Source organism: Lacrimispora algidixylanolytica, assembly GCF_003609635.1.
In the GTDB taxonomy this organism is placed as follows: Bacteria; Bacillota; Clostridia; order Lachnospirales; family Lachnospiraceae; genus Lacrimispora; species Lacrimispora algidixylanolytica.
This window is the reverse complement of sequence record NZ_MCIA01000001.1, coordinates 1-25,395: the sequence shown is the minus strand read 5'-3', so window position 1 is coordinate 25,395 and position 25,395 is coordinate 1. Positions and strand designations below refer to the sequence as shown.

The window sequence follows — 25,395 nt, the reverse complement described above, 5'->3', positions numbered from 1 at the left end:
CTAGTGGAGAGTATATAATTACAAATAGAAGGAGAACATAGATTGAACGATAAAGATATGCTGGAGGAGAAGATGGAAGACACCAATGTCCATGGCTCTGATGGAGAAGATGCGAAGAATGATCAGGATGAATATGAAAAGATCTGTTACGTCTGTCGAAGACCAGAAAGTGTAACAGGAACCATGATCGCTATGCCTGGTTCCATGAATCTATGCCATGATTGTATGCAAAAGGCCTTTGATTCTGTGACCCAGGGTGGATTAGATCTAAGTAAGATTCCCAACATGCCATATATGAATTTGAATTTAAATGATCTTGGCAAGCTAAACAGTCAAGATTTTGATATACCAAAGAAGCAGAAAATCAAAAAGCGTTCCGATAAAGAATCAAAACCAGAGATGAGCTTAAAGGATATCCCTGCGCCTCATGTAATTCGTCAGAAGCTTGATGATTATGTCATTGGGCAGGAACAGGCAAAGAAAGTCATTTCTGTGGCTGTGTATAATCATTATAAAAGAGTTTATCTGGCAGACAAGGGAATCATAGATGAGGAAGGCAATGTACAGATTGAGAAGTCCAATATCTTAATGATTGGTCCTACTGGCAGCGGAAAGACGTATCTGGTTAAAACCCTTGCAAAGCTCTTAGATGTTCCCCTGGCCATAGCCGATGCCACCTCCTTAACCGAAGCCGGCTACATAGGCGATGATATAGAGAGTGTGGTATCAAAGCTTCTTTCCGCAGCCGATAATGATGTGGATAAGGCAGAGCGGGGAATTATTTTTATTGATGAGATTGATAAGATTGCGAAGAAAAAAAATACCAGCAGCCGTGATGTCAGCGGAGAATCCGTTCAGCAGGAGCTACTTAAGCTTTTAGAGGGAAGCACGGTTGAGGTTCCAGTGGGTTCTAACCAGAAAAATGCACTTACTCCTATGACTTCAGTTCGGACCGATAATATACTCTTTATCTGCGGAGGTGCATTTGCAGATCTTGAGGATATTATCAAAGAGCGATTAAAAGAAAAGTCCTCCATTGGATTTTCCGCAGAGTTAAAGGATCAATACGAAAAGGATTCCAATATCTTATTCCAGGTAACCAATGAGGATTTAAGAAAGTTCGGCATGATACCAGAATTCTTAGGCCGCCTTCCCATAAGCGTAACTCTTGAATCTCTTAACAAGGAGTTGTTGATTCGTGTTTTAAAGGAACCTAGGAATGCCATATTAAAACAGTACAAAAAGCTTTTGGAATTGGACGAGGTACAACTTTCTTTTGAAGAGGAGTCTCTGGAGTGGATTGCTGAGGAAGCCTTAAAGAAGAAGACGGGTGCAAGAGCACTGCGCGCGATTATTGAGAACTTTATGCTAGATATTATGTATGAGATTCCCAAAGATCCAAGTATCGGCTCTGTCGTTATTACAAGAGCTTATCTGGATAAAAAGGGTGGACCATTTATAGAGATGAGAAGTTAAGTATAAGGGTAAGATTCAATTCAAGGGATAAAAAGTCCAGCGAGTTGGAGATAATAAAGGCGGAAGGAGTGTTTGTCATGATATTTATTGGTGTCATCGTATTATTGGCAGCAGTGGACCTTTTCATAAAAAGTTCCATAGAAGAACAGGAGGAAAGTCAGTTCCCCAAAGAATTAAAAGGGACCAACGGTAAAATCCTTCTGTATAAAAATCACAATCCGGGATTTTCTTTTGGTTTCTTAAAAGATCGCCCCGAGGTGGTTCAGATGATTCCACTTATAGTAGCAACCTTTATTGGAGGAATGCTAGGTGGACTTTTAAAAACAAAAGGAAGAATTGCAGACAAATTTGCCCTAGCCATAGTACTTGGAGGTGCTGTAAGTAATTTATACGACAGATTGTTCCGCCATTATGTAGTAGATTATTTTAGTCTGCAATTTGGAAAGCTGAAAAAGGTGGTATTTAATCTGGGAGATATCTTCATTTTTCTAGGTGCAGCCATTTATTTGATTGTAGAACTGATTCGTACCATACGTGATCGCTAGAGAAGAGTTTCCATAATTATGAGCCACAGCAATTAAGGATTGGAATTCATAAATAAAAAACGCGTCTGGAACCAGCAAATATTGCTAGGTCCAGACGCATTTTTTATTGGCTACTTTCCCTAATCCTTAACTTAGCATTCCTCCCGCAGTTCCACTTGCTGCGCAGATAGCCATGGTAGTCAGGATCTGATTCATAGATCCATTAATTCCTTTGTTCATCAAAAATGAAACTGCGAGCAAAACTACGAAATAAAGCAGTCCCAGCAAAAGTCCCCAAAAGAATCTTCTCTGCCGGATACTTTTCCCCATCAATATTCCACCAAATAAACAGGTGATGATGTAAACCGCATTGACTCCCAGGCGAATCTGGCCTTCCTTTAATTGGAATTTATAAAGTGCCAAGGCTAGGACAACAAGCAGGATACCGGTCAGTATGTAAGTGATGAGTAGATTTCTAAGTGTGACCTGAAGCTTTGATTTTTCCATTGAGTTACTCCTCACATCTTGTCTTATGGTTTAGTATATTCCTCTGGCATGTAGGATATTCTATGAGTTTGGCCTATTTCTAGCAATCCTCCCCCATTTTACGAGGCCGATTCATCTTGCACTGGTAAATAACATGTGGTATAATCGCAAGGAATTATGTGAATACAGGAGGTGTAAGTTTATGAAGCACGTTAAAACATTAAGTTCCAGTACATTAAAAGAATCTATGAAAAAAGGCGGCTGTGGCGAGTGCCAGACATCTTGTCAGTCTGCTTGCAAGACATCCTGTACAGTAGGAAACCAGAGCTGTGAGAACACCAACCGCTAATTAAAACTGTATAGAACAGCCATAAGGCAGAGAAGCTAATGCCCCTACGGTCTTAAGACAGTAGGGGTTCCTTCGCTTGTCTGGGAATCGTTAATCCAAGGGTCAACCTTTTTGTAAAGTTAGGAGAATACAAGTGATTCATCAATATATTAATAATGGCTTCCATATTATATTGGATGTCAACAGCGGAGCCGTTCATTCCGTAGATGCTATAATGTATGACGCAGTTTCCGCGGCTAAGGGATTCATTCCTGATATGGAAAAGCCAGAGAAGCTTTCAAGTGAAGTAGAGGCTGAAGTAGTAAGCCGTTTAAAAGATACTTATCCAGAAACAGAAATTTCAGAGGCATTGGAAGAAATCCAGTATCTCATTGATGCGGGCGAATTATTTTCAAAAGATGTATACCATGATTATGTGGTGGATTTTAAAAAGAGAAAGACCGTAGTAAAGGCGCTCTGTTTACATATTGCTCATGATTGCAACCTGGCATGTCAGTATTGCTTTGCAGAAGAAGGCGAGTATCACGGCCGTCGTGCTCTCATGTCTTTTGAGGTTGGTAAGAAGGCTCTTGATTACCTTCTTGTCAATTCCGGCAACCGAAGAAACCTGGAAATAGACTTCTTTGGTGGCGAACCTCTTATGAACTGGGAAGTTGTAAAGCAACTTGTTGAATACGGACGCTCAAAAGAGAAAGAATATAATAAGAACTTCCGTTTTACCATGACAACCAACGGTGTCCTTTTAAATGACGAGATCATGGAATTTTGCAACCGGGAAATGAGCAATGTGGTATTAAGTCTTGACGGACGTAAGGAAGTCAATGACCGGATGCGTCCATTCCGCAATGGAAAAGGAAGCTACGAATTAATCGTGCCAAAGTTCCAGAAGTTTGCAGAGCTTAGAGAAAACAAGGATTATTATATCAGAGGTACCTTTACCAGAGAGAACATGGATTTTGCAAAAGATGTTTTGGAATTTGCAGACCTTGGCTTTAAGAGCATGTCCATTGAACCAGTAGTAGCTCAGGCAGATGAGTATTACGCCATCCGTGAAGAAGACATTCCTCAAATCATTGAAGAGTACGATAACCTTGCAGTGGAATACATCAAACGTCATAAAGAAGGAAATGGCTTTAATTTCTTCCATTTTAACATTGATCTGCAGCAAGGCCCATGTGTGGCAAAGCGACTTTCTGGATGCGGTTCAGGAACTGAATATCTTGCAGTCACTCCATGGGGCGATTTTTATCCCTGCCACCAGTTCGTAGGCCAGGAAGAATACCTTCTTGGAAATGTAGATGATGGATTGCTTAATACATCCATCCGTGATGAATTTAAACTTTGCAACGTATATGCAAAAGATAAATGCAAAGATTGCTTTGCAAGATTTTACTGCAGCGGCGGCTGCGCAGCCAATTCCTATAACTTCCATGGAAATATCACAGATGCATACGATATCGGTTGTGAGATGGAAAAGAAACGGGTGGAATGTTCCATCATGATCAAGGCTGCATTGGCAGAGGATTAAACCTTAGAACTTACCGCCATGTAACTAAAAACAAGGAACAAAAGTAAGGGACAATCGATGAATTATAAGATTATAAAAAAGGATGGCAGGGCGAAACGGGCAGAGCTTACCACAGTCCATGGAACCATACAGACCCCTGTATTCATGAACGTAGGAACCGTAGCAGCCATTAAGGGCGCAGTTTCCACGGATGATTTACGGGACATTAAGACCCAGGTGCAATTATCTAACACCTACCATCTTCACGTACGTACCGGTGATAAAGTGATAAGAGAGTTTGGTGGTCTGCATGAGTTTATGAACTGGGACCGCCCTATCCTTACGGATTCAGGTGGCTTCCAGGTGTTTTCCTTAACCGGATTAAGAAAGATTAAAGAAGAAGGCGTTTACTTTCAGTCTCATATTGATGGACATAAGATCTTTATGGGACCGGAGGAGAGTATGCAGATTCAGTCAAACCTTGGTTCAACCATTGCCATGGCTTTTGATGAATGTCCTCCTCACCCTGCGACTAGAAAGTATATGCAAGATAGTGTGGACCGCACCACCAGATGGCTGGACCGCAGTCGCATCGAGATGGCAAGACTGAATTCTCTTCCAGAGACACTCAACAAAGAGCAGCTTTTATTTGGCATCAATCAGGGTGGAACCTACGAAGATATTCGTATCGCTCATGCAAAGACCATATCCGCTATGGACTTAGATGGATATGCTCTTGGGGGACTTGCCGTAGGGGAAAGTCATTTTGAGATGTACCGTATCTTAGAAGAGACGGTTCCCTATCTTCCTGAAAACAAGCCTATCTATCTCATGGGAGTGGGAACACCGGCTAATATTTTAGAGTCGGTTGAACGGGGCGTAGATTTCTTTGATTGCGTTTATCCTTCCAGAAATGGACGTCATGGACATGTCTACACCAACTATGGAAAATTAAATCTGTTCAACAGCAAATTTGAACTAGATCGCAGACCGATTGAGGAAGGCTGTCAGTGTCCAGCTTGTAAGTCCTATAGCAGAGCCTATATCAGGCATCTTTTAAAGGCAAAAGAAATGCTGGGTATGAGATTAAGTGTCTTGCATAATTTGTATTTTTATAATACAATGATGGAAGAGATTCGTGACGCGATTGACAATCAGTGTTATGGGGAATATAAGGAAAGAAAACTTGCCAAAATGGCAGAAGGTCAATCCTAAAAGCAGGACAAGATACCGCAGGAATTTAGCGGATCGTATATAAGGAGGAATTGGTTATGTTATTAGCAACAGGCGGAAGTATGGGCATGGGTTTCTGGGTTCTTTATATCGCAGTAATCTTTGGCTTTATGTATTTTATTGCAATCAGACCACAGAAGAAAGAAAAGAAGAGACAGCAGGAGATGCTTTCTAATATCGCAGTAGGCGATAGCGTTCTTACAACCAGCGGATTTTATGGTGTGATCATTGATATGACAGAAGATACAGTTATTGTTGAATTTGGTAATAATAAAAACTGTAGAATTCCTATGCAGAAATCAGCAGTTGTTGAGGTTGAAAAGCCAGAAGTATAAGAAAAGCAGAGCGCTCGGAAGAAGAAATTCTTTTTCCGGGCGTTTTTTTAGTTATAGGGAGAAAATATTATAATAAGAGATGGATTCTACATAGGGAGGACAAGAAAGATTACTTCTTAGATATTTAAGGGTAGGAATATTGACAATATCCTAGATGTGCCATATAATGATTGTGTAATGTTTAATTTTATAAAATTGTATTTTGGTAATTACTAACTTCATGTACCAGCAGTTGAACTTCAACATATGATTTAATAAAGGGCTATTATTTATGACCTTTCAGGTTATTGTGGCAGAGGAGTATATTATAAATGAAATAAGTTAATTTAACACTATGACGGAAACTCGTATACTCCAAGATTCGTAAGGGATATTCTGCCGGCAGGCCTTTCATTGGATACAATATAAAGGCATACCGACATATAATATGGTCGGTTTATATCCAGCCCCCATCAAGACCGATAATCTGTCCTGTCAGATAAGCATTTTTATAGCCAAGGTGATACACCAGATCAGCAACCTCTTCCGCTTTCCCAAGCCTGCCAGTTGGAATTTCCTCTGTAAGGGCAATTAACTCGTCTTCTTCTAAAAAGCGGTTCATTTCCGTATCAATGGCACCGCAGGCGATAGCATTGACCTGAATGTTACTGGGCGCAAGCTCTTTTGCTAGAGCTTTGGTAAAAGCATTAATTCCCCCTTTTGTGGCGGAATAGGCAACTTCGCAGGAAGCGCCCGCAACGCCCCATACGGAAGAGATATTAATGATCTTCCCGGATTTTTTCTCCACCATACCAGGGATAGCAAGCTTTGAGCAGTTAAAGGTAGAAGTTAAGTTGGTGCGTATGATCCGGTCCCAGGCCTCGGTACTCATATCCTGGAGAAGACCGATGTAGGAGATGCCAGCATTATTTACCAGAATATCCGGAGAGCCAAACTGTTTTCGTATTCGGTCATAGAATTCCTGGCACTGGTTTAGATCACCCATGTCTCCTAAATAAGAAAGGCAGGAGATCTGATAGGATTCCAATTCCTTTTTTGTTTGTAGCAACTGATCCTCGTTGCGCAGGCAGTTAATGGCTACATTGTATCCCTTTTTTGCAAATTTTACAGCAATGGCCTTGCCGATTCCACGGGAAGCGCCTGTAATCAATACCGTTTTTCTGGACATGAATATTCCTCCTTCTTTCATTAATGATAGGGATATTTTACCAAATTGACAGAGGCAATGCAACATTGTCAAAAAGGCTTCTTAATACATTACATTTTTCTCTTATATCAGACATTGCATACTTCCTAGTTTGTAAGATATAATGAGAACAGATAAAGTTATTTCAGATTGAAACAAGAAAGCAGGTAGATAAATATGAATGACATTTATGACGTAGTAATTGTTGGCTCAGGGCCAGCAGGACTTACTGCCGCCGTATACGGAAAAAGAGCAGAATTTAAAATGATAGTAATTGAAAAAGAAATGGCCAGCGGAGGCCAGATACTTAATACCTATGAAGTAGACAATTATCCTGGACTTCCAGGCATTAACGGATATGATCTTGGCATGAAGTTTAGGGAACATGCGGAAAAGCTGGGAGCAGAATTCTCCAACGACGAGATTCTTAGAATCGAAGCCGGGGAAGGTCAGTTTACTGTAGTGGGAGAAGAGAGAACTTATGTAACAAAAGCTGTCATTATAGCAACCGGAGCGCAGTATCGGAAACTAAGCGTCATCGGAGAGAATGAGCTTACTGGCATGGGCGTGTCTTACTGCGCAACCTGTGATGGAGCCTTTTTCCGTAATAAGGTGGCCGCCGTTGTAGGTGGAGGAGACGTGGCAATTGAAGATGCCATTTTCTTAGCAAGAATGTGTAAGAAAGTATACTTAATTCATAGGAGAAACCAGTTAAGAGGAGCAAAGACACTCCAGACCCAGCTTTTCAACCAGGAGAATGTGGAAATCATTTGGGATACGGTTGTAGAAGAGATCGAGGGTGGAGATCAGGTAGAATCCTTGACTTTAAAGAATGCGGATAGTGAAGAAACCAGAAAGCTTGCTGTTGACGGAGTATTTATTGCAGTAGGAATCAATCCTCAAAGTGAAGCCTTTAATAATTTGGTGGAGATGGATCATGGATACATCAAAGCAGGAGAAGATTGTGAGACCAACGTACCTGGAATTTTTGCTGTAGGAGATGTACGTACGAAGCAGTTAAGACAGATTTCCACCGCTGTATCGGATGGAGCCAATGCCATCACAAGCGTGGAACGTTATTTAACAAGACTTCAGGTAAACTAAAAAACAGCCAGGCGTTTTGCCTGGCTGCTTTCTATTGTTCTTATTCGAATTCTGGTTCAATGAGTCCGAAGGAACCACCTTTTCTTTTATATACTACATTAACTTCGTCTGAATCGGCATTTAAGAATACGTAAAAGCTATGTCCAAGAAGTTCCATCTGTACACAAGCTTCCTCTGCATCCATAGGTTTGATTGCAAACTTCTTTGATTTTACAATTTCTATCTGATCCTCGCCGGCATTCTCGTCTTCAATAAACGCCTGAGAGAAAGAAAGTACATTCTGTTTTTTGTCAATCAGCTTGTTCTTATATTTTTTTAATTGTCGCTCAAGGATTTCTTCCACAAGATCAATGGATACGTACATGTCTGTGCTGGATTCCTCTGCCCTTATAATATGTCCTTTCACTGGAATAGTAACTTCAATTTTCTGAATTTCTTTTTGAACGCTGAGTCTTACTGTAGCTTCTGTAGCAGGAGCAAAGAAACGATCCAATTTTCCTAGCTTGTCTTCAACCGCTTCCCGTAACCCTGATGTAACTTCAATATTTCTTCCTGTAATGATAAAATTCATAAGTCATCAGCTCCTTTTTCTTGAGATGGTCATAGTATAGCACATTTTTGTGAATAATTCAATATGATTGTAAAGTTTTTAGATAATAGATGTGAATTTTTTGTGAAATGGCTCTACTTATATTTTCTCAATTTATTGGAAAACTATTAATGCACCTTGAAAAAAGTCAAGGGAAAAATGGAATTTTCCGTCGAAAAATGAAATTTTATGAGAAGTATACAAAAATCAGGTACTTTTGAAACTTCTCGGGAAATATGGGAATATGTGGGGAATTACTGTGGATAATGTGGATAACTTGGTGTATAACTGTTTTTTTCCATATTTATGGGATGAAACGGTGGGGACAAAAATGGGGGAAAAGCGGATTATAGATTGTGGATAATGTGGAAAAATAGAAAATCGAACATGTTTTTTGTGCAATGTGTCAGGTTAACCATAATTGTTTCCGGTTTTGCTGCTGATTGCCGTGGAAAAAATGAATCAAATTGGCAGAATGTGGTGTGATTATTACCAGAATGTTAATTTTTTATGAATTCGTTGTATTAAAGAGGAGATAGTGCTACAATATACAGGATTGTACGCTGTATATAGTTAAGAAGAGTAGGAGAATGAAACATGAACCTCGTTCAAAAAATATTTGGAACTCATAGTGAAAGAGAATTAAAGATAATTCATCCAATCGCGGATAAAATAGAAGCTCTCCGTCCGACTATGGTTGCCCTTACGGATGAAGAACTTAAGAATAACACCAAATTGTTTAAAGAGAGACTGGCAGCAGGCGAGACTCTTGACGATATATTACCAGAGGCATTTGCAACCGTAAGAGAGGCTGGACGTAGAGTTCTTAATATGGAACATTTCCGTGTTCAGTTAATCGGTGGTCTCGTTCTTCATCAGGGACGTATCGCAGAGATGAAGACCGGTGAAGGTAAGACTCTTGTATCTACTTGTCCGGCTTATTTAAACGCACTTGCAGGCAATGGAGTTCAGATCGTTACGGTCAACGACTACTTAGCAAAGCGTGATTCTGAGTGGATGGGAAGAATCCACGAATTCTTAGGTATGACTGTTGGGGTTGTATTAAACTCCATGACTTCCGATGAGAGACGGGATGCTTATAATTGTGACATCACATATGTAACCAATAATGAACTTGGTTTTGATTATTTAAGAGATAACATGGCCATCTATAAAGAACAGATGGTTTTAAGAAATCTTGATTTTTGTATTATTGATGAGGTTGACTCCGTGCTGATTGATGAGGCTAGAACACCTCTTATTATTTCAGGACAGAGCGGCAAATCCACAAAGTTATATGAAGTCTGTGATATTCTTGCCCGCCAGTTAGAGCGCGGCGCCGCTTCTGCTGAATTCTCCAAGATGGCTGCCATTATGGGAGAGGAAATCACGGAAAGCGGTGATTTCATTGTGGATGAAAAAGATAAAGTAGTAAACTTAACCGAGCAGGGTGTGGAAAAGGTTGAGCAGTTCTTTCATATTGAAAACCTTTCCGATCCTCAGAACTTAGAGATCCAGCATAACATTATTTTAGCTCTTCGAGCAAATAATCTTATGTTTAGGGACAAGGATTACGTGGTAAAAGATGATGAAGTATTAATCGTAGATGAATTTACCGGACGTATTATGCCAGGTAGACGTTATTCTGACGGTCTTCATCAGGCCATTGAAGCAAAAGAGCATGTAAATGTCCGCAGAGAGAGTAAGACTCTTGCAACCATTACATTCCAGAACTTCTTTAATAAGTATACAAAGAAATCAGGTATGACGGGTACCGCTCTTACAGAAGAGAAGGAATTCCGTAATACTTATGGCATGGATGCGATCTCTATTCCGACAAACCGTGACGTTGCCCGTGATGACCGAGAAGATGCCGTATATAAAACCAAGAAGGAAAAATTCGAGGCCGTTTGTATGGAAGTTGAAGAGGCTTACAAAAAGGGACAGCCAGTTTTAGTTGGTACCATTACAATTGAGACCTCCGAGATGCTTAGCGGTATGTTAAAGCGCCGTGGCATTCCTCATAAAGTCCTCAACGCCAAATACCATGAGCTAGAGGCTGAGATCGTTGCAGATGCAGGTATTCACAAAGCAGTTACCATCGCTACCAACATGGCAGGCCGTGGTACTGATATTAAGTTAGATGACGAATCAAAGGCTGCAGGTGGATTAAAGATCATTGGTACAGAACGCCATGAATCCCGTCGTATTGATAACCAGCTTCGTGGACGTGCCGGACGTCAGGGTGACCCTGGTGAATCCAGATTCTATATCTCCCTGGAAGATGATTTAATGCGTCTGTTTGGTTCTGAGCGCCTTGTTACTATGTTTAATACTCTTGGCGTACCAGAAGGCGAAGAGATTGAGCACAAGATGCTTTCCAATGCCATTGAAAAGGCTCAGATGAAGATAGAGACCAACAACTACGGAATTCGTGAGAACCTCTTAAAGTATGATGAGGTTATGAACGACCAGCGTGAGGTCATTTATACAGAAAGAAGAAAAGTATTAGACGGAGACAATATGCGTGACTTCATCTTAAAGATGGTGACAGATATTGTGGAGAATGCGGTAGATCTTTGTATTACCGATGATCAGGATCCAGAAGATTGGGACTTAAATGAACTTAACACCCTCCTTCTGCCAGTCATTTCTCTAAATCCAATTACAATACCAGAAGATAAAAAAATTCGTAAAAACGAATTAAAGCATGCGCTTAAGGAAGAAGCTATTAAGCTTTATGAGACAAAAGAAGCAGAATTCCCAGAGGCAGAGCAGATTCGTGAGATAGAACGTGTCATTTTATTAAAGGTGATTGATAATAAATGGATGTCTCATATCGATGATATGGATCAGCTTCGTCAAGGTATCGGTCTCCAGGCTTATGGCCAGAGAGATCCTTTGGTAGAATACAAGATGAACGGATATCAGATGTTTGATGAGATGACAGCAGCCATCCGTGAAGAGACCGTAAGAGTTCTCTTCCATATCCGGGTTGAGCAAAAAGTGGAAAGAGAGCCTGCTGCCAAAGTAACAGGAACCAACAAGGATGAAAGTGCGGGTAAAGCCCCTGTTAAGAAGATTGAGGCAAAAGTTTATCCAAACGATCCATGTCCATGCGGTTCCGGTAAAAAGTACAAACAGTGCTGCGGACGTAAAATAGTATAGTATTTTATAGAATTGGAGTTCGCACCTTTTTTGGGGCGAACCCCAATTTTGTATTTATAAATAATAATAACAGAGAGTGGGTGACACAGTGGTAGAGTTAGATCAATACAAATATGAATTATCAACGTTTAAAAAACCATTAGTGGAAGTGAGGGATTCACTTTGACTTAGATAATAAGTTAAAGAGAATCGACGAGTTGAACAAATCCATGGAGGAAATTGACTTCTGGGGAGATCCGGAGAAATCCACAAAGATCGTTCAGCTTGCGAAGAACTTAAAAGATACAGTACAAAGCTATAAGGATTTAGAAATGCAATACGAAGATATTGGCGTTATGATAGAGATGGGAAATGAAGAAAATGATCCATCATTAGTGACAGAAGTGGAAGAGATGTTAAACGAGTTTAAGGAAAAGCTGGAAGCCATGCGCATAAGCACCCTTTTATCCGGAGAATACGACGACCATAATGCCATTTTAAAACTGAATGCAGGAGCTGGTGGAACGGAATCTTGTGACTGGTGCAGCATACTTTACCGTATGTTTTGCCGTTGGTCTGAGAAAAAGGGATTTAGCATTGAAGTCCTTGATTATCTTGATGGAGATGAGGCAGGCATTAAGTCTGTTACCATACAGGTAAACGGCATCAATGCCTACGGCTATCTAAAATCAGAAAAGGGAGTTCACCGTCTGGTGAGAATCTCACCTTTTAATGCGGCAGGTAAGCGTCAGACATCCTTTGTATCTTGCGATGTTATGCCCGACATTGAAGAGGACCTTGATGTGGAGATCAATGACGACGAATTACGAATTGATACCTACCGTTCCAGTGGAGCTGGTGGTCAGCATATTAATAAGACTTCTTCTGCAATCCGTATTACCCACCTTCCATCTGGAATCGTGGTGCAGTGTCAAAATGAACGTTCCCAGTTCCAAAATAAAGATAAGGCTATGAAGATGTTAAAGGCTAAGCTTTATTTATTAAAACAGCAAGAGAATGCAGAGAAACTTTCCGGCATTCGTGGAGATGTGACAGACATCGGCTGGGGCAATCAGATTCGTTCCTATGTATTACAGCCTTATACCATGGTCAAAGACCATAGAACCAATGCGGAAACTGGCAATGTAAATAGTGTATTAGACGGTTCTTTGGACCAGTTTATGTACGCTTATCTTCGCTGGATAAGCACCGGATCTAAGATGAACGAGGACCAGGCAGAATAGGATTTTCTACGTATTTTTACAAGAAACGAAGAAAATAAATAGAAAAATAGTTGCATACCAATCACAAATATGATAATATCTTCCCTATGAGCACAGATGTTTTTCTGTTGCGGACACAGAAGGGAAGATATTTTTTTATGGAAGAAAAGAGTAAATATTTTGTGGTAAAGCAGAAAGCTGTGCCTGAAGTATTGCTAAAAGTAGTTGAGGCAAAAAAACTGTTGGAATCGGAGCGTGTCATTACCGTTCAGGAGGCGACTGACCGGGTCGGTATCAGCCGCAGCTCTTTTTATAAGTATAAGGATGATATCTTTCCGTTTTACGACAACACAAAAGGGAAAACCATTACACTTGTGATGCAGATGGATGACGAACCTGGTCTGCTGTCTGATATTCTTCATATAGTAGCGGTGTACCGTGCCAATATTCTGACCATTCATCAAAGTATTCCGGTCAATGGCGTAGCCACCATGACCTTGAGTGTGGAAGTATTAGAAACCACAGGTAATGTTTCAAGTATGGTAGAAGATATGGAAGAGAAGCATGGGGTTCATTACGTAAAAATATTAGCCAGGGAGTAGAGAAATATGAAAAATGTTGCAGTCATGGGCTATGGTACTATCGGTTCTGGTGTCGTCGAGATTTTAGATCGTAATAAAGAGATCATTGCTAAAAAATTAGGCGAACCTGTTTTTGTAAAATATATATTAGATTTAAGAGAATTTCCAGGTACGCCAGTGGAAGACAAAATTGTTCATGATTTTTCCACCATTGTAAACGATCCGGAAGTTTCCATGGTAATAGAAACAATGGGTGGATTAAAACCTGCATATGCTTTTGTGAAAGCCAGCCTGGAGGCAGGGAAGCACGTAGCAACCTCCAATAAAGCATTGGTAGCAGCTTATGGTACGGAACTGATTAAGATCGCAAAGGAGCACAACGTAAACTTCCTGTTTGAAGCAAGCGTAGGCGGCGGTATTCCTGTCATTCGTCCTCTTTATACCTGTTTAGCAGGAGAGGAGATTGAAGAAATCACCGGAATCTTAAACGGCACCACCAACTACATACTGACAAAGATGGATAAAGGCGGAGAGACCTTTGAGTCAGCCTTAAGAGAGGCTCAGGACCTGGGTTATGCGGAACGCAACCCAGAAGCAGATGTAGAAGGACATGATACCTGCAGAAAAATTGCCATTCTTACTGCTATGGCCACGGGACACGAAGTGAATTACGAGCATATTTATACAGAAGGGATAACAAATATCACAGAAGTAGATTTTGTTTACGCGGACAGCCTTAGGACTTCCATTAAACTCTTAGGATCAAGCCGTCTGGAAAAGGGGGCTGCTCATGCATTTGTGGCTCCGGTCATGATTGGAATGGAACACCCACTGTATTCTGTTAGTGATGTATATAACGGAATCCTGGTAAAAGGAAATATGCTTGGAACTTCCATGTTCTATGGTAGCGGAGCCGGAAAGCTTCCAACAGCCAGTGCTGTAATCGCAGACATCATAGAAGCGCTTAAGAATGACGGTCAGCATGTAGAGCTTGGCTGGGATGAAGAAAACTTACCTATCACTTCTATGGAAACCATGTCCTTTCGGTATTTTGTCCGCATTAAGGGAATTGCGGCAAAGCGCTTAAAGGAAGTAGAAGAAGTATTTGGAAACGTGGAAGCCATAGAACTTGACCATATGGATGAATTTGCTGTCGTAACAGATTCTATGACAGAAAAAGAATACGACAATCGAGCGAAACAGCTGTCAGGAATAAGACAGCGCATCCGCGCAGAATTTTAATTTTCGCCAGGAGGCAACAATGTTAGTAGTTAAGAAATTCGGCGGCAGCTCCGTCGCAGACAAGGAAAGAATTTTTAATGTAGCAAAACGTTGTATTGAGGATTATGAAAAAGGCAATCAAGTAGTGGTAGTGTTATCTGCCATGGGGAAAACAACAGACGGTCTCATCGCAAAAGCCCTTGAGATCAATCCAAATCCTCCAAAGAGAGAGCTGGATATGCTTTTAGCAACCGGAGAGCAGATCAGTGTAGCACTTATGTCCATGGCCTTCCATGAACTTTCCGTTCCCGCTGTTTCCTTAAATGCCGCTCAGGTAGCCATGCATACCACCTCAGCTTACGGCACAGCCAAATTAAAGCGAATCGATACAGAGAGAATACGACATGAGTTAGATTCCAGAAAGATTGTAGTCATTACCGGCTTTCAGGGAATTAATAAATACGATGACATAACAACTCTTGGACGAGGCGGTTCCGATACAACCGCAGTCGCTCTGGCTGCAGCTCTTCACGCAGACTCCTGTGAGATTTATACGGATGTGGATGGTGTATACACAGCAGATCCTAGAATTGTAAAAAATGCCAGAAAGCTTTTGGAGGTTTCCTATGACGAGATGTTGGAATTTGCCTCTTTAGGAGCCAAGGTTTTGCATAACCGTTCTGTGGAGATGGCGAAGCGGTATGGAGTACAGTTGGTAGTCCGGTCAAGTCTCACAAGAGAAGAAGGTACGGTGGTCAAGGAGGAAGCTAAATTGGAGAGAATGCTGGTAAGTGGTGTAGCCGCAGATAAGAATGTCGCTCGTATATCGGTCATTGGCGTCAATAACATGCCGGGAATCGCGTTTAAGATTTTCAATCTTCTGGCAAAGCATAACATTAACGTAGACATTATCATTCAGTCCATCGGACGGGAGGAGAGAAAAGACATCTCCTTTACCGTGGCAAAGACTGATTTAAAAGAAGCCATGGATTTGTTAAGAGAAAATAGCACCACAATTACAGCTCAGGATGTGACCAGTGAAGAAGGCGTAGCTAAAATTTCTATCATTGGTGCCGGAATGTCAAGCAATCCTGGAGTAGCTGCTAAAATGTTTGAAGCTCTTTCAAGTGCCAATGTCAATATTAAGATGATTGCAACTTCCGAGATTCGGATTACAGTTTTGATAGATGAAGCAGATGTGGAGCGTTCCATGAGAACGGTTCATGATGCCTTTGATCTGGCTGATTAGACAGGTGATTAAATGAATTGGTTAATGAATCTATACAGATCTGGATTGTCCTGCATGTTCCACACGCTCACGGGGCTTTACTGTCCGGGGTGCGGTGGAACAAGGGCAGTCCTGTCCTTAATAAAAGGGGACCTGCGGATGAGTGTTCAGTATCATCCGCTGGTCCCTTATACCGTTTTTGTTATTTTGTTAGAGATCATACTTCGGGCAGCCTATAAACGAAGTAGCCGTTCCGTCGATCATAAAAAAAGAGTTCGAATCTTTATTCTTGCAGGTGCCGCCATTGTGGTGGTCAACTGGTTCTTTAAGAATTACATGCTGGTATTTCAAGGAGTGGATCTTCTTCCTGCTTTCAAGTAATATTATTTTCCTATATCCTGGGTTGGCAACAGCACCTTAGTGGTGGATTCAATTGCTTCCCTGAAATAATGTCCAAGAGCGGTGTCCGTATCCATGGTATCGTAGACGAAGATAATGAATAAAGACATAAGCAACCCGCAGACAAAAGAAATAATAGACAGAATCAGGCCAAGCTGAGCCTGCTGCGTAAATGGTTTTCCGTGTCTGGAAAGTACTGCACATGCGATACCGCCCAGTCCAAAGAACAGCCCTGCGGGAAGACCCCAGATACTGAATAAAGGAAGGCAGTCGCTCACCAGTCCAAGACCTCCAAGAAAAACAGACCAATAGCTAAAAAAGGATCCTGACGGAGGAAGCTTAGGCACTTTTCCGAGATTATTATTGTTATCATCCATTTGTGTTTGTACCTCATTTGCGTGTTTTCGTAAGCAAGGAGTGCGTTCTCTCGCATTGTATGATTGTAACACGAAAAGGCTTGCATGTCCAGTCGGGTCTTGCAAACCAAAGTCTGATGAATTATAATAATTAAATTGAAAGTACTATCTAAGAAACAAGGGGAACAACATGGATATAATCAAAGCGTTACAAGAAGAACTTGCTATTTCAAGGAGTCAGGCAGAGGCAGCAGTTAAGCTAATTGATGAAGGAAATACCATACCGTTTATTGCAAGATACCGGAAAGAAGCCACCGGTTCCTTAGACGATGAGGTACTCAGAAATTTAGACGAGCGTCTCCGTTATTTAAGAAATCTGGAAGATCGTAAGGAACAGGTAATTTCTTCTATTAGAGATCAGGAAAAACTGACACCAGAGCTGGAACAAAAGATTGCGGTTGCTAAGACTTTGGTAGCTGTAGAAGATTTATACCGTCCTTATAAGCAAAAGAGAAGAACCAGAGCTACCATTGCAAAGGAAAAGGGATTAGAGCCTTTGGCAGATGTGATCTCACTCCAGATGACCAACACGTCTCTTTCCGAAGAAGCTACAAAATACATATCCGAAGAAAAGGGAGTTTTGTCATGGGAAGATGCTGTTAATGGAGCAAAGGACATTTTGGCGGAACGAGTCTCTGACAATGCAGAGTACCGAACCTATATCAGAAATGCCACTTTAGGCCAGGGCAGTCTGCAGTCCGTAGCAAAAGATGAGGAGGCTTCTTCTGTTTATGAGATGTATTATAATTATGAAGAACCCATTAAAAAATCAGCCGGACACAGAATCCTTGCCATTAACCGGGGAGAAAAGGAAAAACTTCTTACGGTAAAGACAGCAGCTCCCGAGGAGCAGATTCTCAGGTATTTAGAAAAACAGGTGATTGTAAGGGATAATCCTCATACTGCACCAATTCTTCAGGAAGTAGTAGAAGACAGCTACGACCGCCTTATTTCTCCTGCCATTGAACGGGAAGTAAGAAGTGAGTTAACAGAGAAAGCCGAAGAAGGAGCCATCAAGGTATTTGGAAAAAACCTGGAACAGCTTCTCATGCAGCCTCCCATTGTGGGACGAGTTGTACTTGGCTGGGATCCTGCATTTAGAACCGGCTGTAAGCTGGCAGTTGTAGATGAGACAGGAAAGGTTCTTGATACGGTGGTCATTTATCCAACTGCACCTCAAAATAAGGTAGAAGAGGCAAAAGCAATTGTAAAAAAGATGATTAAAAAGTATAACATCTCTTTGATCTCCGTAGGCAATGGAACCGCTTCTAGAGAATCAGAAGCCATCATTGTAGAGCTGTTAAAGGAGTTAAAGGAACCAGTCCAGTATATCATTGTAAATGAAGCAGGCGCTTCCGTATACTCTGCCAGCAAACTTGCTACAGAGGAATTTCCAAACTATGATGTGGGACAAAGAAGTGCAGCGTCCATTGCAAGAAGGCTTCAAGATCCTCTCGCCGAGCTGGTAAAGATTGATCCTAAGTCCATTGGAGTGGGCCAATACCAGCATGATATGAATCAAAAGAATTTAAGTGAAGCCCTTCAAGGCGTAGTAGAAAATTGCGTCAATAAAGTTGGAGTGGATTTAAATACAGCCTCAGCTTCTCTATTAGAATACATCTCAGGTATCTCAAAACCCATAGCAAAGAACATAGTAGCTTACCGGGAAGAGAACGGAGCATTCTTAAGCAGAAGCCAACTTCTTAAGATTCCAAAGCTTGGGCCTAAAGCATATGAACAATGTGCTGGCTTTATGAGAATTCAAGGTGGTAAAAATCCTCTGGACGGAACCAGTGTTCACCCCGAGTCCTATGAGGCAGCAAAAAAACTGCTTGTAAAGCTTGGATTTGAACCAAAGCAACTTACCAGTGGTGGTTTGAATGGATTGAGTAAGAAGATCGTGGATTACAAGACCCTGTCGGAAGAGCTTCAAATCGGTGAAATTACCTTAAGAGATATTGTAAAGGAATTAGAAAAGCCAGCCAGAGATCCAAGAGATGAGATGCCAAAGCCTATTTTACGTACTGATGTCATGGATATGAAGGATTTAAAGCCTGGTATGGTTTTAAAAGGAACCGTAAGAAACGTGATTGATTTTGGAGCGTTTGTAGATATAGGAGTTCACCAAGACGGTCTTGTCCATATTTCTCAGATGTCTGATAAATTTATCAAGCATCCTTTAGAAGCAGTAAGCGTGGGAGATATCGTTGAGGTAAAGGTTATAAGCGTGGAAACAGAGAAGAAACGAATTGCTTTGACCATGAAATTATAAATGTTAATTAAGAAAATGCCTCCAAAGAGGCGAAAGAGGATATAGATTATGGTAATAGAAAGCTGGAAACCAGAAGACACATTTTCACTTGGGAAAAAGCTTGGAGAACAGGCGGCACCTTCTGCGGTATATTGTTTAAATGGAGATCTTGGAGTAGGAAAAACTGTTTTCACCCAGGGGTTTGCCTCTGGTCTTGGAATTAAAGAAGCGGTAAACAGTCCTACCTTTACAATCGTTCAGCAATACGATGATGGACGCCTTCCATTTTATCATTTTGATGTGTATCGGATTGGTGATGTAAGCGAGATGGATGAGATCGGTTATGAAGACTGTTTTTATGGAGAGGGAGTAAGTCTGATCGAATGGTCAGAGCTAATTACGGAGATTCTTCCCGAATCCATAATCTCGGTCACCATTGAAAAAGATTTGGAAAAAGGGTTTGATTATAGAAAAATAACCGTGGAGGGAATTTAAATGAACATACTTGGAATCGAAAGTTCGTCGTTGGTTGCTTCTGTAGCCATTGTCACCGACCAGGTGTTGACTGCAGAATATACCGTTAACTTTAAAAAGACCCATTCCCAGACCCTTCTTCCCATGCTTGATGAGATCGTGACGATGACAGGCTTTGAACTGGAAACCATTGACGCCATAGCCGTTTCAGCAGGCCCTGGTTCCTTTACCGGACTTCGAATCGGCTCCGCAACGGGAAAGGGCTTAGGTCTCGCCCTTGATAAGCCTATGATATCAATACCAACCGTAGATGCCATGGCCTATAATTTATATGGCTGTGCTGCAATTGTCTGCCCCATCATGGATGCCAGAAGAGATCAGGTGTATACTGGAATCTATGAAAACAAAGATGGATTTTCCATCCGTAAGGAAGCCTGTGCTATGGACATCAACGATCTCATTTTGGAATTAAATCAAATGGGAGACACGGTGATTTTCCTAGGAGATGGAGTTCCTGTATACAAAAAACAGATAGAAGAATCCATGACCGTTCCATTTTCCTTTGCCCCGGCCCACGTAAACAGACAAAGAGCGGCTTCCGTAGCAGCTCTTGGTAGTCTTTATTATGAAGAAGGCAAACTAGTTACGGCAGCAGAACATGCTCCTGACTATTTAAGAAAGCCTCAGGCGGAACGGGAACGAGAGGAGCAGGAGGCAAAAGGTAATGTTCATAATTCGTGAAATGATGGAGGAAGATATTTTACCAATCTCTGAAATAGAAGGCATTGCATTTTCCGATCCTTGGTCTTACGACACCATAAAAGACGGGAAAAACAGTCGCTTTGATACCTGGCTCGTTCTCTTACAAGATGATATGGTAATGGGATATCTGGTTTTACGTGTGATTGCTTTTGAAGGTGAACTGCTTCGAATCGCTCTGCGCCCGGAATGTAGGGGTAGGGGCCTAGCTAAGAAACTTATGGACCAGTTGGTGGAATATTCCAAAAACAATTCCGTAGAATCCCTGTTTTTGGAAGTCCGTAACAGCAACGAAAAAGCTAGAAACCTTTATAGATCCTATGATTTTAAGGAGACAAGCATCCGGAAAAATTACTACCGGAATCCACAAGAGGATGCAGTGGTCATGTGGCTTCGCCTGACATGAAACATTTACCACTAAAAATAAGGGAAAACACCGTTTATAATGTAGGGGTATCCAGTTTGGATGCCCTTTTTTCAACCTTCCGATTAAGCGGTGATAAATAAGGGCAGACCTGGAGCGTGTGATAAAGGAACGCCTTGCAGGCATACCATTATGCCCAAAATGAAAAAGCATGGGCGGTTAAAGGAAAGGTGAGAGTAAAATGAGAAAGTACAAAAACGGCGGTCAGCTTGAAACGGTTGTTTGCAACTGTTGTGGCAAAAAGATTATTGTGTCAGAAGGCGTTGCCAGAGAAGGAGTAATCAGTATCAATCATTCCTGGGACTTCTTTTCAGAGAAAGATGGGGAGATCCATCATTTTGATTTATGTGAAAATTGTTACGATACGATTACCATGGAATTTAAACTGCCAGTAGAAATAGAAGAACAGCTGGAATATTTATAGTTGCTAATTGCCTTCGCTTTGTGATATGATTTTGTGAGGCGGTTTTTGAACCGCCATTTATTGATTGAAGCAAAAGCGAGGATACTTTATGTTGGATATATGTTTACTGGGAACTGGAGGCATGATGCCTCTGCCATATCGGTGGTTGACATCCATGATGGCAAGGTGTGATGGCAGCAATCTCTTAATTGACTGTGGAGAAGGGACCCAGATTGCACTAAAGGAAAAAGGCTGGAGCCCTAAGCCAATTGATATCATCTGTTTTACCCATTACCATGCCGATCATATCAGCGGACTTCCCGGACTTCTTTTAACCATGGGAAATGCCGAACGGACAGAACCTGTTACCCTCATCGGGCCAAAAGGCTTGGAGCGGGTGGTGGGAGCACTGCGTACCATTGCGCCGGAGCTACCGTTTGAACTGAAATTTATAGAATTGTCAGAAAATCGGGAGCAGATAGAGATTGCTCCATACGTGATTGATGCTTACCGTGTAAGTCACAATGTTGTCTGCTACGGATACTCTATTTCCATACCAAGGACAGGCCGTTTCGATGTGAACCGAGCCAAGGATGCTGGAATTCCTCAAAAATTCTGGAACCGTCTTCAAAAGGGGGATACCATTGCTGACGGAGAGAGAGTTTTAACTCCTGAGATGGTCTTAGGACCGAAGAGACGTGGACTTAAAGTGACCTACTGCACGGATACAAGGCCGGTTCCTGTGATTGCGGAATATGCAAAGGAGGCGGATCTTTTTATCTGTGAAGGTATGTATGGAGAGGATGGAAAGGAAGCAAAAGCCAGAGAATATAAACACATGACATTCTACGAGGCTGCTAAACTGGCAAAGGAAGCTCAGCCAAAGCAGATGTGGTTGACTCATTACAGTCCCTCTCTAACAAGACCAGAGGAATTTATGGACAAAGTCCGGGAGATCTTTCCAAGAGCCAAAGCGGCAAAGGATGCCTGGACCGCTGAACTGGAATTTGATGAGGAATGAGGGAATGGAAATGAAGAAAAATCATACAGAGGAAGATGTATATATACTAGCAATTGAAAGCTCCTGCGACGAGACGGCTGCAGCCGTAGTTAAGAATGGCAGAGAGGTTCTTTCTAATGTTATTTCTTCCCAAATTGCCCTGCATACGTTATACGGTGGAGTTGTGCCGGAGATTGCCTCCAGAAAGCACATAGAAAAGATCAATCAGGTGATAGAAGCAGCCCTTCTTGAAGCAGGAATGAGTCTTAAGGATATGGATGCCATAGGGGTTACCTATGGTCCAGGTTTGGTAGGAGCCCTCCTTGTAGGTGTCGCCGAAGCAAAAGCCCTGGCTTATGGAGCGAAAAAACCTCTCGTAGGAGTTCATCATATTGAAGGACATATATCAGCCAATTTTATAGAGCATCCGGATCTTTTGCCTCCGTTTCTCTGTTTAATTGTTTCTGGAGGTCATACCCATCTTGTTATTGTAAAGGATTACGGTGAATTTGAAATTCTGGGACGTACTAGAGACGATGCGGCAGGCGAAGCCTTTGATAAGGTAGCAAGAGCCGTTGGTCTTGGTTATCCAGGTGGTCCAAAGATTGACAAGGCCGCAAAAGAAGGAAATCCAAATGCCATTAAGTTTCCAAGAGCAAAAGTTGATGGAAACATTTATGATTTCAGCTTCAGCGGATTAAAATCAGCCGTATTAAATCATATCAATCACGCGAATATGATGGGAGAGGAAATACACGTTCCCGATCTGACAGCTTCGTTTCAAAATGCTGTGGTAGACGTACTGGTAAGCCATACCATAGAAGCAGCCAAAGAACACGGCTTTCAAAAGATTGCCATAGCAGGTGGCGTGGCTTCTAACTCTGCTCTAAGAGAAGAGATGAAAAAGGCCTGTAACAAAGCTGGTTTTACCTTTTACTACCCATCCCCTATCTACTGTACAGACAATGCAGCTATGATAGGCGCTGCCGCCTATTATGAATATATCAATGGCGCTAGGGCTGGCTTGGATCTTAACGCAATACCAAACTTAAAGCTTGGCGAGAGGTAATAAGACCATGGGAAGAACAGCCGCTATTATACTGGCAGCAGGAAAAGGCTCACGTATGGGAAGTCAGATTCATAAGCAGTATCTAGAGCTTAAAGGAAAACCCATGCTCTATTTTGCATTAAAAGCCTTTGAATCCAGTCCCATAGACGATATCATCTTAGTAACTGGACCTGGAGAAGTAGATTACTGTCAAAAGGATATTGTAGATGCGTACGGTTTTACAAAGGTAAGAACGATTATTGAAGGTGGAAAAGAACGGTATCATTCTGTATATGAAGGTCTAAAGTCTATTGTGGACTGCGAATCTGTATTAATCCACGATGGAGCAAGGCCTTGTATTACCACTAAGGTTATTGAGGAAGCGCTGGCAGGCGCCAGAACCTATAAAGCCTGTGTAGTGGGAATGCCGGTAAAGGATACCATTAAAGTCTCTGATGACAGAGGTTATGCAGCTATAACACCAGATAGAAATAGTCTCTGGTTGATTCAGACCCCACAGGCCTTTGAATATCAATTGGTATGGAAGGCCTATGAAAGACTTCTATCGTCGGAATCTTATCAAACAGGAATAACCGATGACGCCATGGTAGTAGAAACCATGACCCAGGAAAAAGTAAAATTAATACCAGGCGATTACGCCAACATAAAGGTAACAACTCCAGAGGATATGGAAATAGCCAAAGTGTTGTTAAACAGAATCTATGGGAATGAATAAAAGGAATGCTGTAGGTGCAGCTTCCTTTTATTTTTTTCCTCCTGATTTTAAAAGATCCTTTACTAGTAGATGTAGATGTTCTAGTTGCTCCCTGTTTAAATGCTGGGCATCGTCCATCAGGCCTTTTAATTTCAAAGGACTACTGATATTTCGAGAGAAAAAATCGGAAGGCTCAATATCTAGATATTCGCATATATAGAAAAACCCCATCATGGATGGAAGAGCGATTTCGTTTTCTATTTTATGAATATATGTGGGGTTCTGTCCCAAAGAAAGGCTCATATCGCGTGCGGACACGCCCTTTTGAGCTCTTAGCTCCGAGAGGCGTTTTGAAAAATTGAAATCGATATACATAAGCAACTCCTCCTAATTCCATAGTATTGCATTGAATGAAATATGTGTAGTAATTAATGCAATCCATCACTTGACATGTTGCATTCGTTACAATATTATTAGCTATATAAAGTATTTAATGTAAAACCATGTAGAAAATTGCGATAACCTTATTACGTGGCCATACGATATTATCATCTGCTGCATCAGATGAAAAGAAGGGGAGAGGGTACGGTAGATGAGGACTGGGAACAATAGGGAGAAAAACGACCAAGATGATATAGCTGGTCTTTTGGAGAGGATTGCTGCGGAATCCGGTTGCATGTACTTATCGGACTTGCGTGGTTTTATTTATAGGGAGCGATTTCGTTTAGCTGTGACCCAAATACCGGCTTCTGATTATCCAGTAGAGGAGTGGCAAGATGCAGCTTACTATATGGTAGGAAGTGATGATAAATTCAAGACAGCAGAGGAAGCGAAACAACGGATTTTGGAGTGTTTATAAGGGTTTTAAAATAATTTGAAAAATATGTAAATAAATGTTGACAGAACTCAGAATCAGTGATAAACTATCCAAGTTGCATCTGATAGAGACAACAAAACAAAAGTAAGACAGAAACATTTAGTCCCCAAGATATTTGGAAAAAATAGAAAAAAGTACTTGACAAAAGTACAAACATCTATTAGAATGTAAAAGCGCATTTGGAGAGGTATCGAAGTGGTCATAACGAGGCGGTCTTGAAAACCGTTTGTCCGCAAGGGCGCGTGGGTTCGAATCCCACCCTCTCCGTTGGCAGGTTTTAGCCGTTATAATATATAAGTAATCAGCTAATTGCAGAAGTACCCAAGCGGCTGAAGGGGCTCCCCTGGAAAGGGAGTAGGCCGTTAATAGCGGCGCGAGGGTTCAAATCCCTCCTTCTGCGTCAGCAACGAATCAGGACAAGATTCCTGAGACGATGCGAA

General features: G+C 41.5%; 27 protein-coding genes and 2 tRNA genes. 24 read left to right on the top strand and 5 right to left on the bottom strand.

Annotated elements, in window-relative coordinates:
- Window positions 1-72 precede the first annotated feature (72 nt).
- Both clpX and BET01_RS00140 read left to right on the top strand, forming a co-directional pair.
- Complete coding sequence (gene clpX / locus BET01_RS00145) at window positions 73-1,476, top strand: ATP-dependent Clp protease ATP-binding subunit ClpX (protein WP_408610142.1); 1,404 nt, start codon at window positions 73-75, stop codon at window positions 1,474-1,476.
- A gap of 77 nt (window positions 1,477-1,553) precedes the next feature.
- A complete protein-coding gene (locus BET01_RS00140; RefSeq protein WP_120194745.1) occupies window positions 1,554-2,021 on the top strand; it encodes a signal peptidase II in 468 nt (155 codons plus the stop codon).
- 126 nt (window positions 2,022-2,147) lie between these two features.
- On the opposite strand, the gene BET01_RS00135 is transcribed toward BET01_RS00140, so the two are convergent.
- Window positions 2,148-2,507: a TIGR04086 family membrane protein gene (locus BET01_RS00135; protein WP_120194744.1), complete on the bottom strand. Its 360-nt coding sequence runs from the start codon at window positions 2,505-2,507 to the stop codon at window positions 2,148-2,150.
- 181 nt (window positions 2,508-2,688) lie between these two features.
- Between BET01_RS00135 and scfA the strand changes: the two genes are divergently transcribed.
- The 4 genes from scfA to yajC all read left to right on the top strand — a co-directional run bounded on the left by scfA (window position 2,689) and on the right by yajC (window position 5,910).
- Window positions 2,689-2,835 (top strand): six-cysteine ranthipeptide SCIFF, encoded by a 147-nt coding sequence (scfA, locus tag BET01_RS00130; RefSeq protein WP_034599788.1) that lies wholly within the window; start codon window positions 2,689-2,691, stop codon window positions 2,833-2,835.
- 133 nt (window positions 2,836-2,968) lie between these two features.
- Window positions 2,969-4,363 (top strand): thioether cross-link-forming SCIFF peptide maturase, encoded by a 1,395-nt coding sequence (scfB, locus tag BET01_RS00125; RefSeq protein ID WP_120194743.1) that lies wholly within the window; start codon window positions 2,969-2,971, stop codon window positions 4,361-4,363.
- Between the two features lie 57 nt (window positions 4,364-4,420).
- Window positions 4,421-5,557, top strand: a complete 1,137-nt coding sequence (gene tgt / locus BET01_RS00120) for a tRNA guanosine(34) transglycosylase Tgt (RefSeq protein WP_120194742.1) — start codon at window positions 4,421-4,423, stop codon at window positions 5,555-5,557.
- Between the two features lie 56 nt (window positions 5,558-5,613).
- The gene (gene yajC, locus BET01_RS00115) at window positions 5,614-5,910 is read left to right on the top strand and encodes a preprotein translocase subunit YajC (protein WP_120194741.1); all 297 of its coding nucleotides are present in this window, start codon (window positions 5,614-5,616) and stop codon (window positions 5,908-5,910) included.
- A gap of 436 nt (window positions 5,911-6,346) precedes the next feature.
- On the opposite strand, the gene ymfI is transcribed toward yajC, so the two are convergent.
- Window positions 6,347-7,078, bottom strand: coding sequence for an elongation factor P 5-aminopentanone reductase (ymfI, locus tag BET01_RS00110; RefSeq protein ID WP_120194740.1), 732 nt, complete (start codon window positions 7,076-7,078; stop codon window positions 6,347-6,349).
- 195 nt (window positions 7,079-7,273) lie between these two features.
- Between ymfI and trxB the strand changes: the two genes are divergently transcribed.
- A complete protein-coding gene (trxB, locus tag BET01_RS00105) occupies window positions 7,274-8,200 on the top strand; it encodes a thioredoxin-disulfide reductase (protein ID WP_120194739.1) in 927 nt (308 codons plus the stop codon).
- 40 nt (window positions 8,201-8,240) lie between these two features.
- On the opposite strand, the gene hpf is transcribed toward trxB, so the two are convergent.
- Window positions 8,241-8,771 (bottom strand): ribosome hibernation-promoting factor, HPF/YfiA family, encoded by a 531-nt coding sequence (gene hpf, locus BET01_RS00100; protein WP_120194738.1) that lies wholly within the window; start codon window positions 8,769-8,771, stop codon window positions 8,241-8,243.
- Window positions 8,772-9,386: 615 nt separating this feature from the next.
- Between hpf and secA the strand changes: the two genes are divergently transcribed.
- The 6 genes from secA to BET01_RS00070 all read left to right on the top strand — a co-directional run bounded on the left by secA (window position 9,387) and on the right by BET01_RS00070 (window position 16,570).
- On the top strand, window positions 9,387-11,957 hold the full coding sequence (gene secA, locus BET01_RS00095; RefSeq protein WP_120194737.1) for a preprotein translocase subunit SecA: 2,571 nt from the start codon (window positions 9,387-9,389) through the stop codon (window positions 11,955-11,957).
- 88 nt (window positions 11,958-12,045) lie between these two features.
- A protein-coding gene (prfB, locus tag BET01_RS00090; RefSeq protein ID WP_120194736.1) for a peptide chain release factor 2 occupies window positions 12,046-13,180 on the top strand; the annotation gives its coding sequence in 2 pieces (ribosomal slippage) (window positions 12,046-12,120 and window positions 12,122-13,180; 1,134 coding nt in all).
- A gap of 137 nt (window positions 13,181-13,317) precedes the next feature.
- The gene (locus tag BET01_RS00085; RefSeq protein WP_120194735.1) at window positions 13,318-13,761 is read left to right on the top strand and encodes an ACT domain-containing protein; all 444 of its coding nucleotides are present in this window, start codon (window positions 13,318-13,320) and stop codon (window positions 13,759-13,761) included.
- 6 nt (window positions 13,762-13,767) lie between these two features.
- A complete protein-coding gene (locus BET01_RS00080; RefSeq protein WP_120194734.1) occupies window positions 13,768-14,982 on the top strand; it encodes a homoserine dehydrogenase in 1,215 nt (404 codons plus the stop codon).
- Between the two features lie 19 nt (window positions 14,983-15,001).
- Window positions 15,002-16,210: an aspartate kinase gene (locus BET01_RS00075; protein WP_120194733.1), complete on the top strand. Its 1,209-nt coding sequence runs from the start codon at window positions 15,002-15,004 to the stop codon at window positions 16,208-16,210.
- A 12-nt stretch (window positions 16,211-16,222) separates the two neighbouring features.
- Window positions 16,223-16,570: a DUF2752 domain-containing protein gene (locus BET01_RS00070; RefSeq protein ID WP_120194732.1), complete on the top strand. Its 348-nt coding sequence runs from the start codon at window positions 16,223-16,225 to the stop codon at window positions 16,568-16,570.
- Window positions 16,571-16,572: 2 nt separating this feature from the next.
- Here the strand turns inward: BET01_RS00070 and BET01_RS00065 are convergent, their stop codons facing one another.
- On the bottom strand, window positions 16,573-16,965 hold the full coding sequence (locus tag BET01_RS00065) for a sodium:solute symporter (RefSeq protein ID WP_120194731.1): 393 nt from the start codon (window positions 16,963-16,965) through the stop codon (window positions 16,573-16,575).
- Between the two features lie 169 nt (window positions 16,966-17,134).
- Here BET01_RS00065 and BET01_RS00060 point away from each other — a divergent pair, with 169 nt between their 5' ends.
- From BET01_RS00060 to ispD, 8 genes are all read left to right on the top strand, one after another.
- Window positions 17,135-19,276: a Tex family protein gene (locus tag BET01_RS00060; protein WP_120194730.1), complete on the top strand. Its 2,142-nt coding sequence runs from the start codon at window positions 17,135-17,137 to the stop codon at window positions 19,274-19,276.
- Between the two features lie 48 nt (window positions 19,277-19,324).
- The gene (gene tsaE, locus BET01_RS00055; protein ID WP_120194729.1) at window positions 19,325-19,750 is read left to right on the top strand and encodes a tRNA (adenosine(37)-N6)-threonylcarbamoyltransferase complex ATPase subunit type 1 TsaE; all 426 of its coding nucleotides are present in this window, start codon (window positions 19,325-19,327) and stop codon (window positions 19,748-19,750) included.
- The gene (gene tsaB / locus BET01_RS00050; RefSeq protein WP_120194728.1) at window positions 19,751-20,470 is read left to right on the top strand and encodes a tRNA (adenosine(37)-N6)-threonylcarbamoyltransferase complex dimerization subunit type 1 TsaB; all 720 of its coding nucleotides are present in this window, start codon (window positions 19,751-19,753) and stop codon (window positions 20,468-20,470) included.
- Window positions 20,454-20,894 carry a ribosomal protein S18-alanine N-acetyltransferase gene (gene rimI, locus BET01_RS00045; RefSeq protein WP_243117077.1) on the top strand — a complete coding sequence of 147 codons (441 nt, stop codon included), beginning with the start codon at window positions 20,454-20,456 and terminating at the stop codon, window positions 20,892-20,894. The genes tsaB and rimI overlap by 17 nt, the downstream gene beginning before the upstream one ends.
- A 199-nt stretch (window positions 20,895-21,093) precedes the next feature.
- Window positions 21,094-21,336, top strand: coding sequence for a hypothetical protein (locus BET01_RS00040; protein WP_120194727.1), 243 nt, complete (start codon window positions 21,094-21,096; stop codon window positions 21,334-21,336).
- 88 nt (window positions 21,337-21,424) lie between these two features.
- Entirely contained in the window at window positions 21,425-22,336 is a 912-nt protein-coding gene (locus tag BET01_RS00035; protein ID WP_120194726.1) for a ribonuclease Z, read from the top strand.
- A gap of 10 nt (window positions 22,337-22,346) precedes the next feature.
- Window positions 22,347-23,384: a tRNA (adenosine(37)-N6)-threonylcarbamoyltransferase complex transferase subunit TsaD gene (gene tsaD, locus BET01_RS00030; RefSeq protein ID WP_120195301.1), complete on the top strand. Its 1,038-nt coding sequence runs from the start codon at window positions 22,347-22,349 to the stop codon at window positions 23,382-23,384.
- Window positions 23,385-23,391: 7 nt separating this feature from the next.
- Window positions 23,392-24,099 (top strand): 2-C-methyl-D-erythritol 4-phosphate cytidylyltransferase, encoded by a 708-nt coding sequence (gene ispD / locus BET01_RS00025; protein WP_120194725.1) that lies wholly within the window; start codon window positions 23,392-23,394, stop codon window positions 24,097-24,099.
- 27 nt (window positions 24,100-24,126) lie between these two features.
- Here ispD and BET01_RS00020 read toward each other — a convergent pair whose 3' ends face one another.
- Complete coding sequence (locus tag BET01_RS00020) at window positions 24,127-24,453, bottom strand: helix-turn-helix domain-containing protein (RefSeq protein ID WP_120194724.1); 327 nt, start codon at window positions 24,451-24,453, stop codon at window positions 24,127-24,129.
- 217 nt (window positions 24,454-24,670) lie between these two features.
- Here BET01_RS00020 and BET01_RS00015 point away from each other — a divergent pair, with 217 nt between their 5' ends.
- The 3 genes from BET01_RS00015 (at window position 24,671) to BET01_RS00005 (ending at window position 25,355) form a co-directional block, all read left to right on the top strand.
- Window positions 24,671-24,937, top strand: a complete 267-nt coding sequence (locus tag BET01_RS00015; protein WP_120194723.1) for a hypothetical protein — start codon at window positions 24,671-24,673, stop codon at window positions 24,935-24,937.
- Window positions 24,938-25,136: 199 nt separating this feature from the next.
- Window positions 25,137-25,222 (top strand) — tRNA-Ser (locus BET01_RS00010).
- Between the two features lie 44 nt (window positions 25,223-25,266).
- Window positions 25,267-25,355: transfer RNA gene (locus BET01_RS00005), tRNA-Ser, on the top strand.
- The last annotated feature ends 40 nt before the right edge of the window (window positions 25,356-25,395 follow it).

Excerpts from the sequence above, each read along its gene's own strand:
- clpX (WP_408610142.1), top strand. The coding sequence starts at position 73 with ATGGAAGACACCAATGTCCATGGCTCTGATGGAGAAGATGCGAAGAAT.
- BET01_RS00140 (WP_120194745.1), top strand. The coding sequence starts at position 1,554 with ATGATATTTATTGGTGTCATCGTATTATTGGCAGCAGTGGACCTTTTC.
- BET01_RS00135 (WP_120194744.1), bottom strand. The coding sequence starts at position 2,507 with ATGGAAAAATCAAAGCTTCAGGTCACACTTAGAAATCTACTCATCACT.
- scfA (WP_034599788.1), top strand. The coding sequence starts at position 2,689 with ATGAAGCACGTTAAAACATTAAGTTCCAGTACATTAAAAGAATCTATG.
- tgt (WP_120194742.1), top strand. The coding sequence starts at position 4,421 with ATGAATTATAAGATTATAAAAAAGGATGGCAGGGCGAAACGGGCAGAG.
- yajC (WP_120194741.1), top strand. The coding sequence starts at position 5,614 with ATGTTATTAGCAACAGGCGGAAGTATGGGCATGGGTTTCTGGGTTCTT.
- ymfI (WP_120194740.1), bottom strand. The coding sequence starts at position 7,078 with ATGTCCAGAAAAACGGTATTGATTACAGGCGCTTCCCGTGGAATCGGC.
- trxB (WP_120194739.1), top strand. The coding sequence starts at position 7,274 with ATGAATGACATTTATGACGTAGTAATTGTTGGCTCAGGGCCAGCAGGA.
- hpf (WP_120194738.1), bottom strand. The coding sequence starts at position 8,771 with ATGAATTTTATCATTACAGGAAGAAATATTGAAGTTACATCAGGGTTA.
- secA (WP_120194737.1), top strand. The coding sequence starts at position 9,387 with ATGAACCTCGTTCAAAAAATATTTGGAACTCATAGTGAAAGAGAATTA.
- BET01_RS00085 (WP_120194735.1), top strand. The coding sequence starts at position 13,318 with ATGGAAGAAAAGAGTAAATATTTTGTGGTAAAGCAGAAAGCTGTGCCT.
- BET01_RS00080 (WP_120194734.1), top strand. The coding sequence starts at position 13,768 with ATGAAAAATGTTGCAGTCATGGGCTATGGTACTATCGGTTCTGGTGTC.
- BET01_RS00075 (WP_120194733.1), top strand. The coding sequence starts at position 15,002 with ATGTTAGTAGTTAAGAAATTCGGCGGCAGCTCCGTCGCAGACAAGGAA.
- BET01_RS00070 (WP_120194732.1), top strand. The coding sequence starts at position 16,223 with ATGAATTGGTTAATGAATCTATACAGATCTGGATTGTCCTGCATGTTC.
- BET01_RS00065 (WP_120194731.1), bottom strand. The coding sequence starts at position 16,965 with ATGGATGATAACAATAATAATCTCGGAAAAGTGCCTAAGCTTCCTCCG.
- BET01_RS00060 (WP_120194730.1), top strand. The coding sequence starts at position 17,135 with ATGGATATAATCAAAGCGTTACAAGAAGAACTTGCTATTTCAAGGAGT.
- tsaE (WP_120194729.1), top strand. The coding sequence starts at position 19,325 with ATGGTAATAGAAAGCTGGAAACCAGAAGACACATTTTCACTTGGGAAA.
- tsaB (WP_120194728.1), top strand. The coding sequence starts at position 19,751 with ATGAACATACTTGGAATCGAAAGTTCGTCGTTGGTTGCTTCTGTAGCC.
- rimI (WP_243117077.1), top strand. The coding sequence starts at position 20,454 with ATGTTCATAATTCGTGAAATGATGGAGGAAGATATTTTACCAATCTCT.
- BET01_RS00040 (WP_120194727.1), top strand. The coding sequence starts at position 21,094 with ATGAGAAAGTACAAAAACGGCGGTCAGCTTGAAACGGTTGTTTGCAAC.
- BET01_RS00035 (WP_120194726.1), top strand. The coding sequence starts at position 21,425 with ATGTTGGATATATGTTTACTGGGAACTGGAGGCATGATGCCTCTGCCA.
- tsaD (WP_120195301.1), top strand. The coding sequence starts at position 22,347 with ATGAAGAAAAATCATACAGAGGAAGATGTATATATACTAGCAATTGAA.
- ispD (WP_120194725.1), top strand. The coding sequence starts at position 23,392 with ATGGGAAGAACAGCCGCTATTATACTGGCAGCAGGAAAAGGCTCACGT.
- BET01_RS00020 (WP_120194724.1), bottom strand. The coding sequence starts at position 24,453 with ATGTATATCGATTTCAATTTTTCAAAACGCCTCTCGGAGCTAAGAGCT.
- BET01_RS00015 (WP_120194723.1), top strand. The coding sequence starts at position 24,671 with ATGAGGACTGGGAACAATAGGGAGAAAAACGACCAAGATGATATAGCT.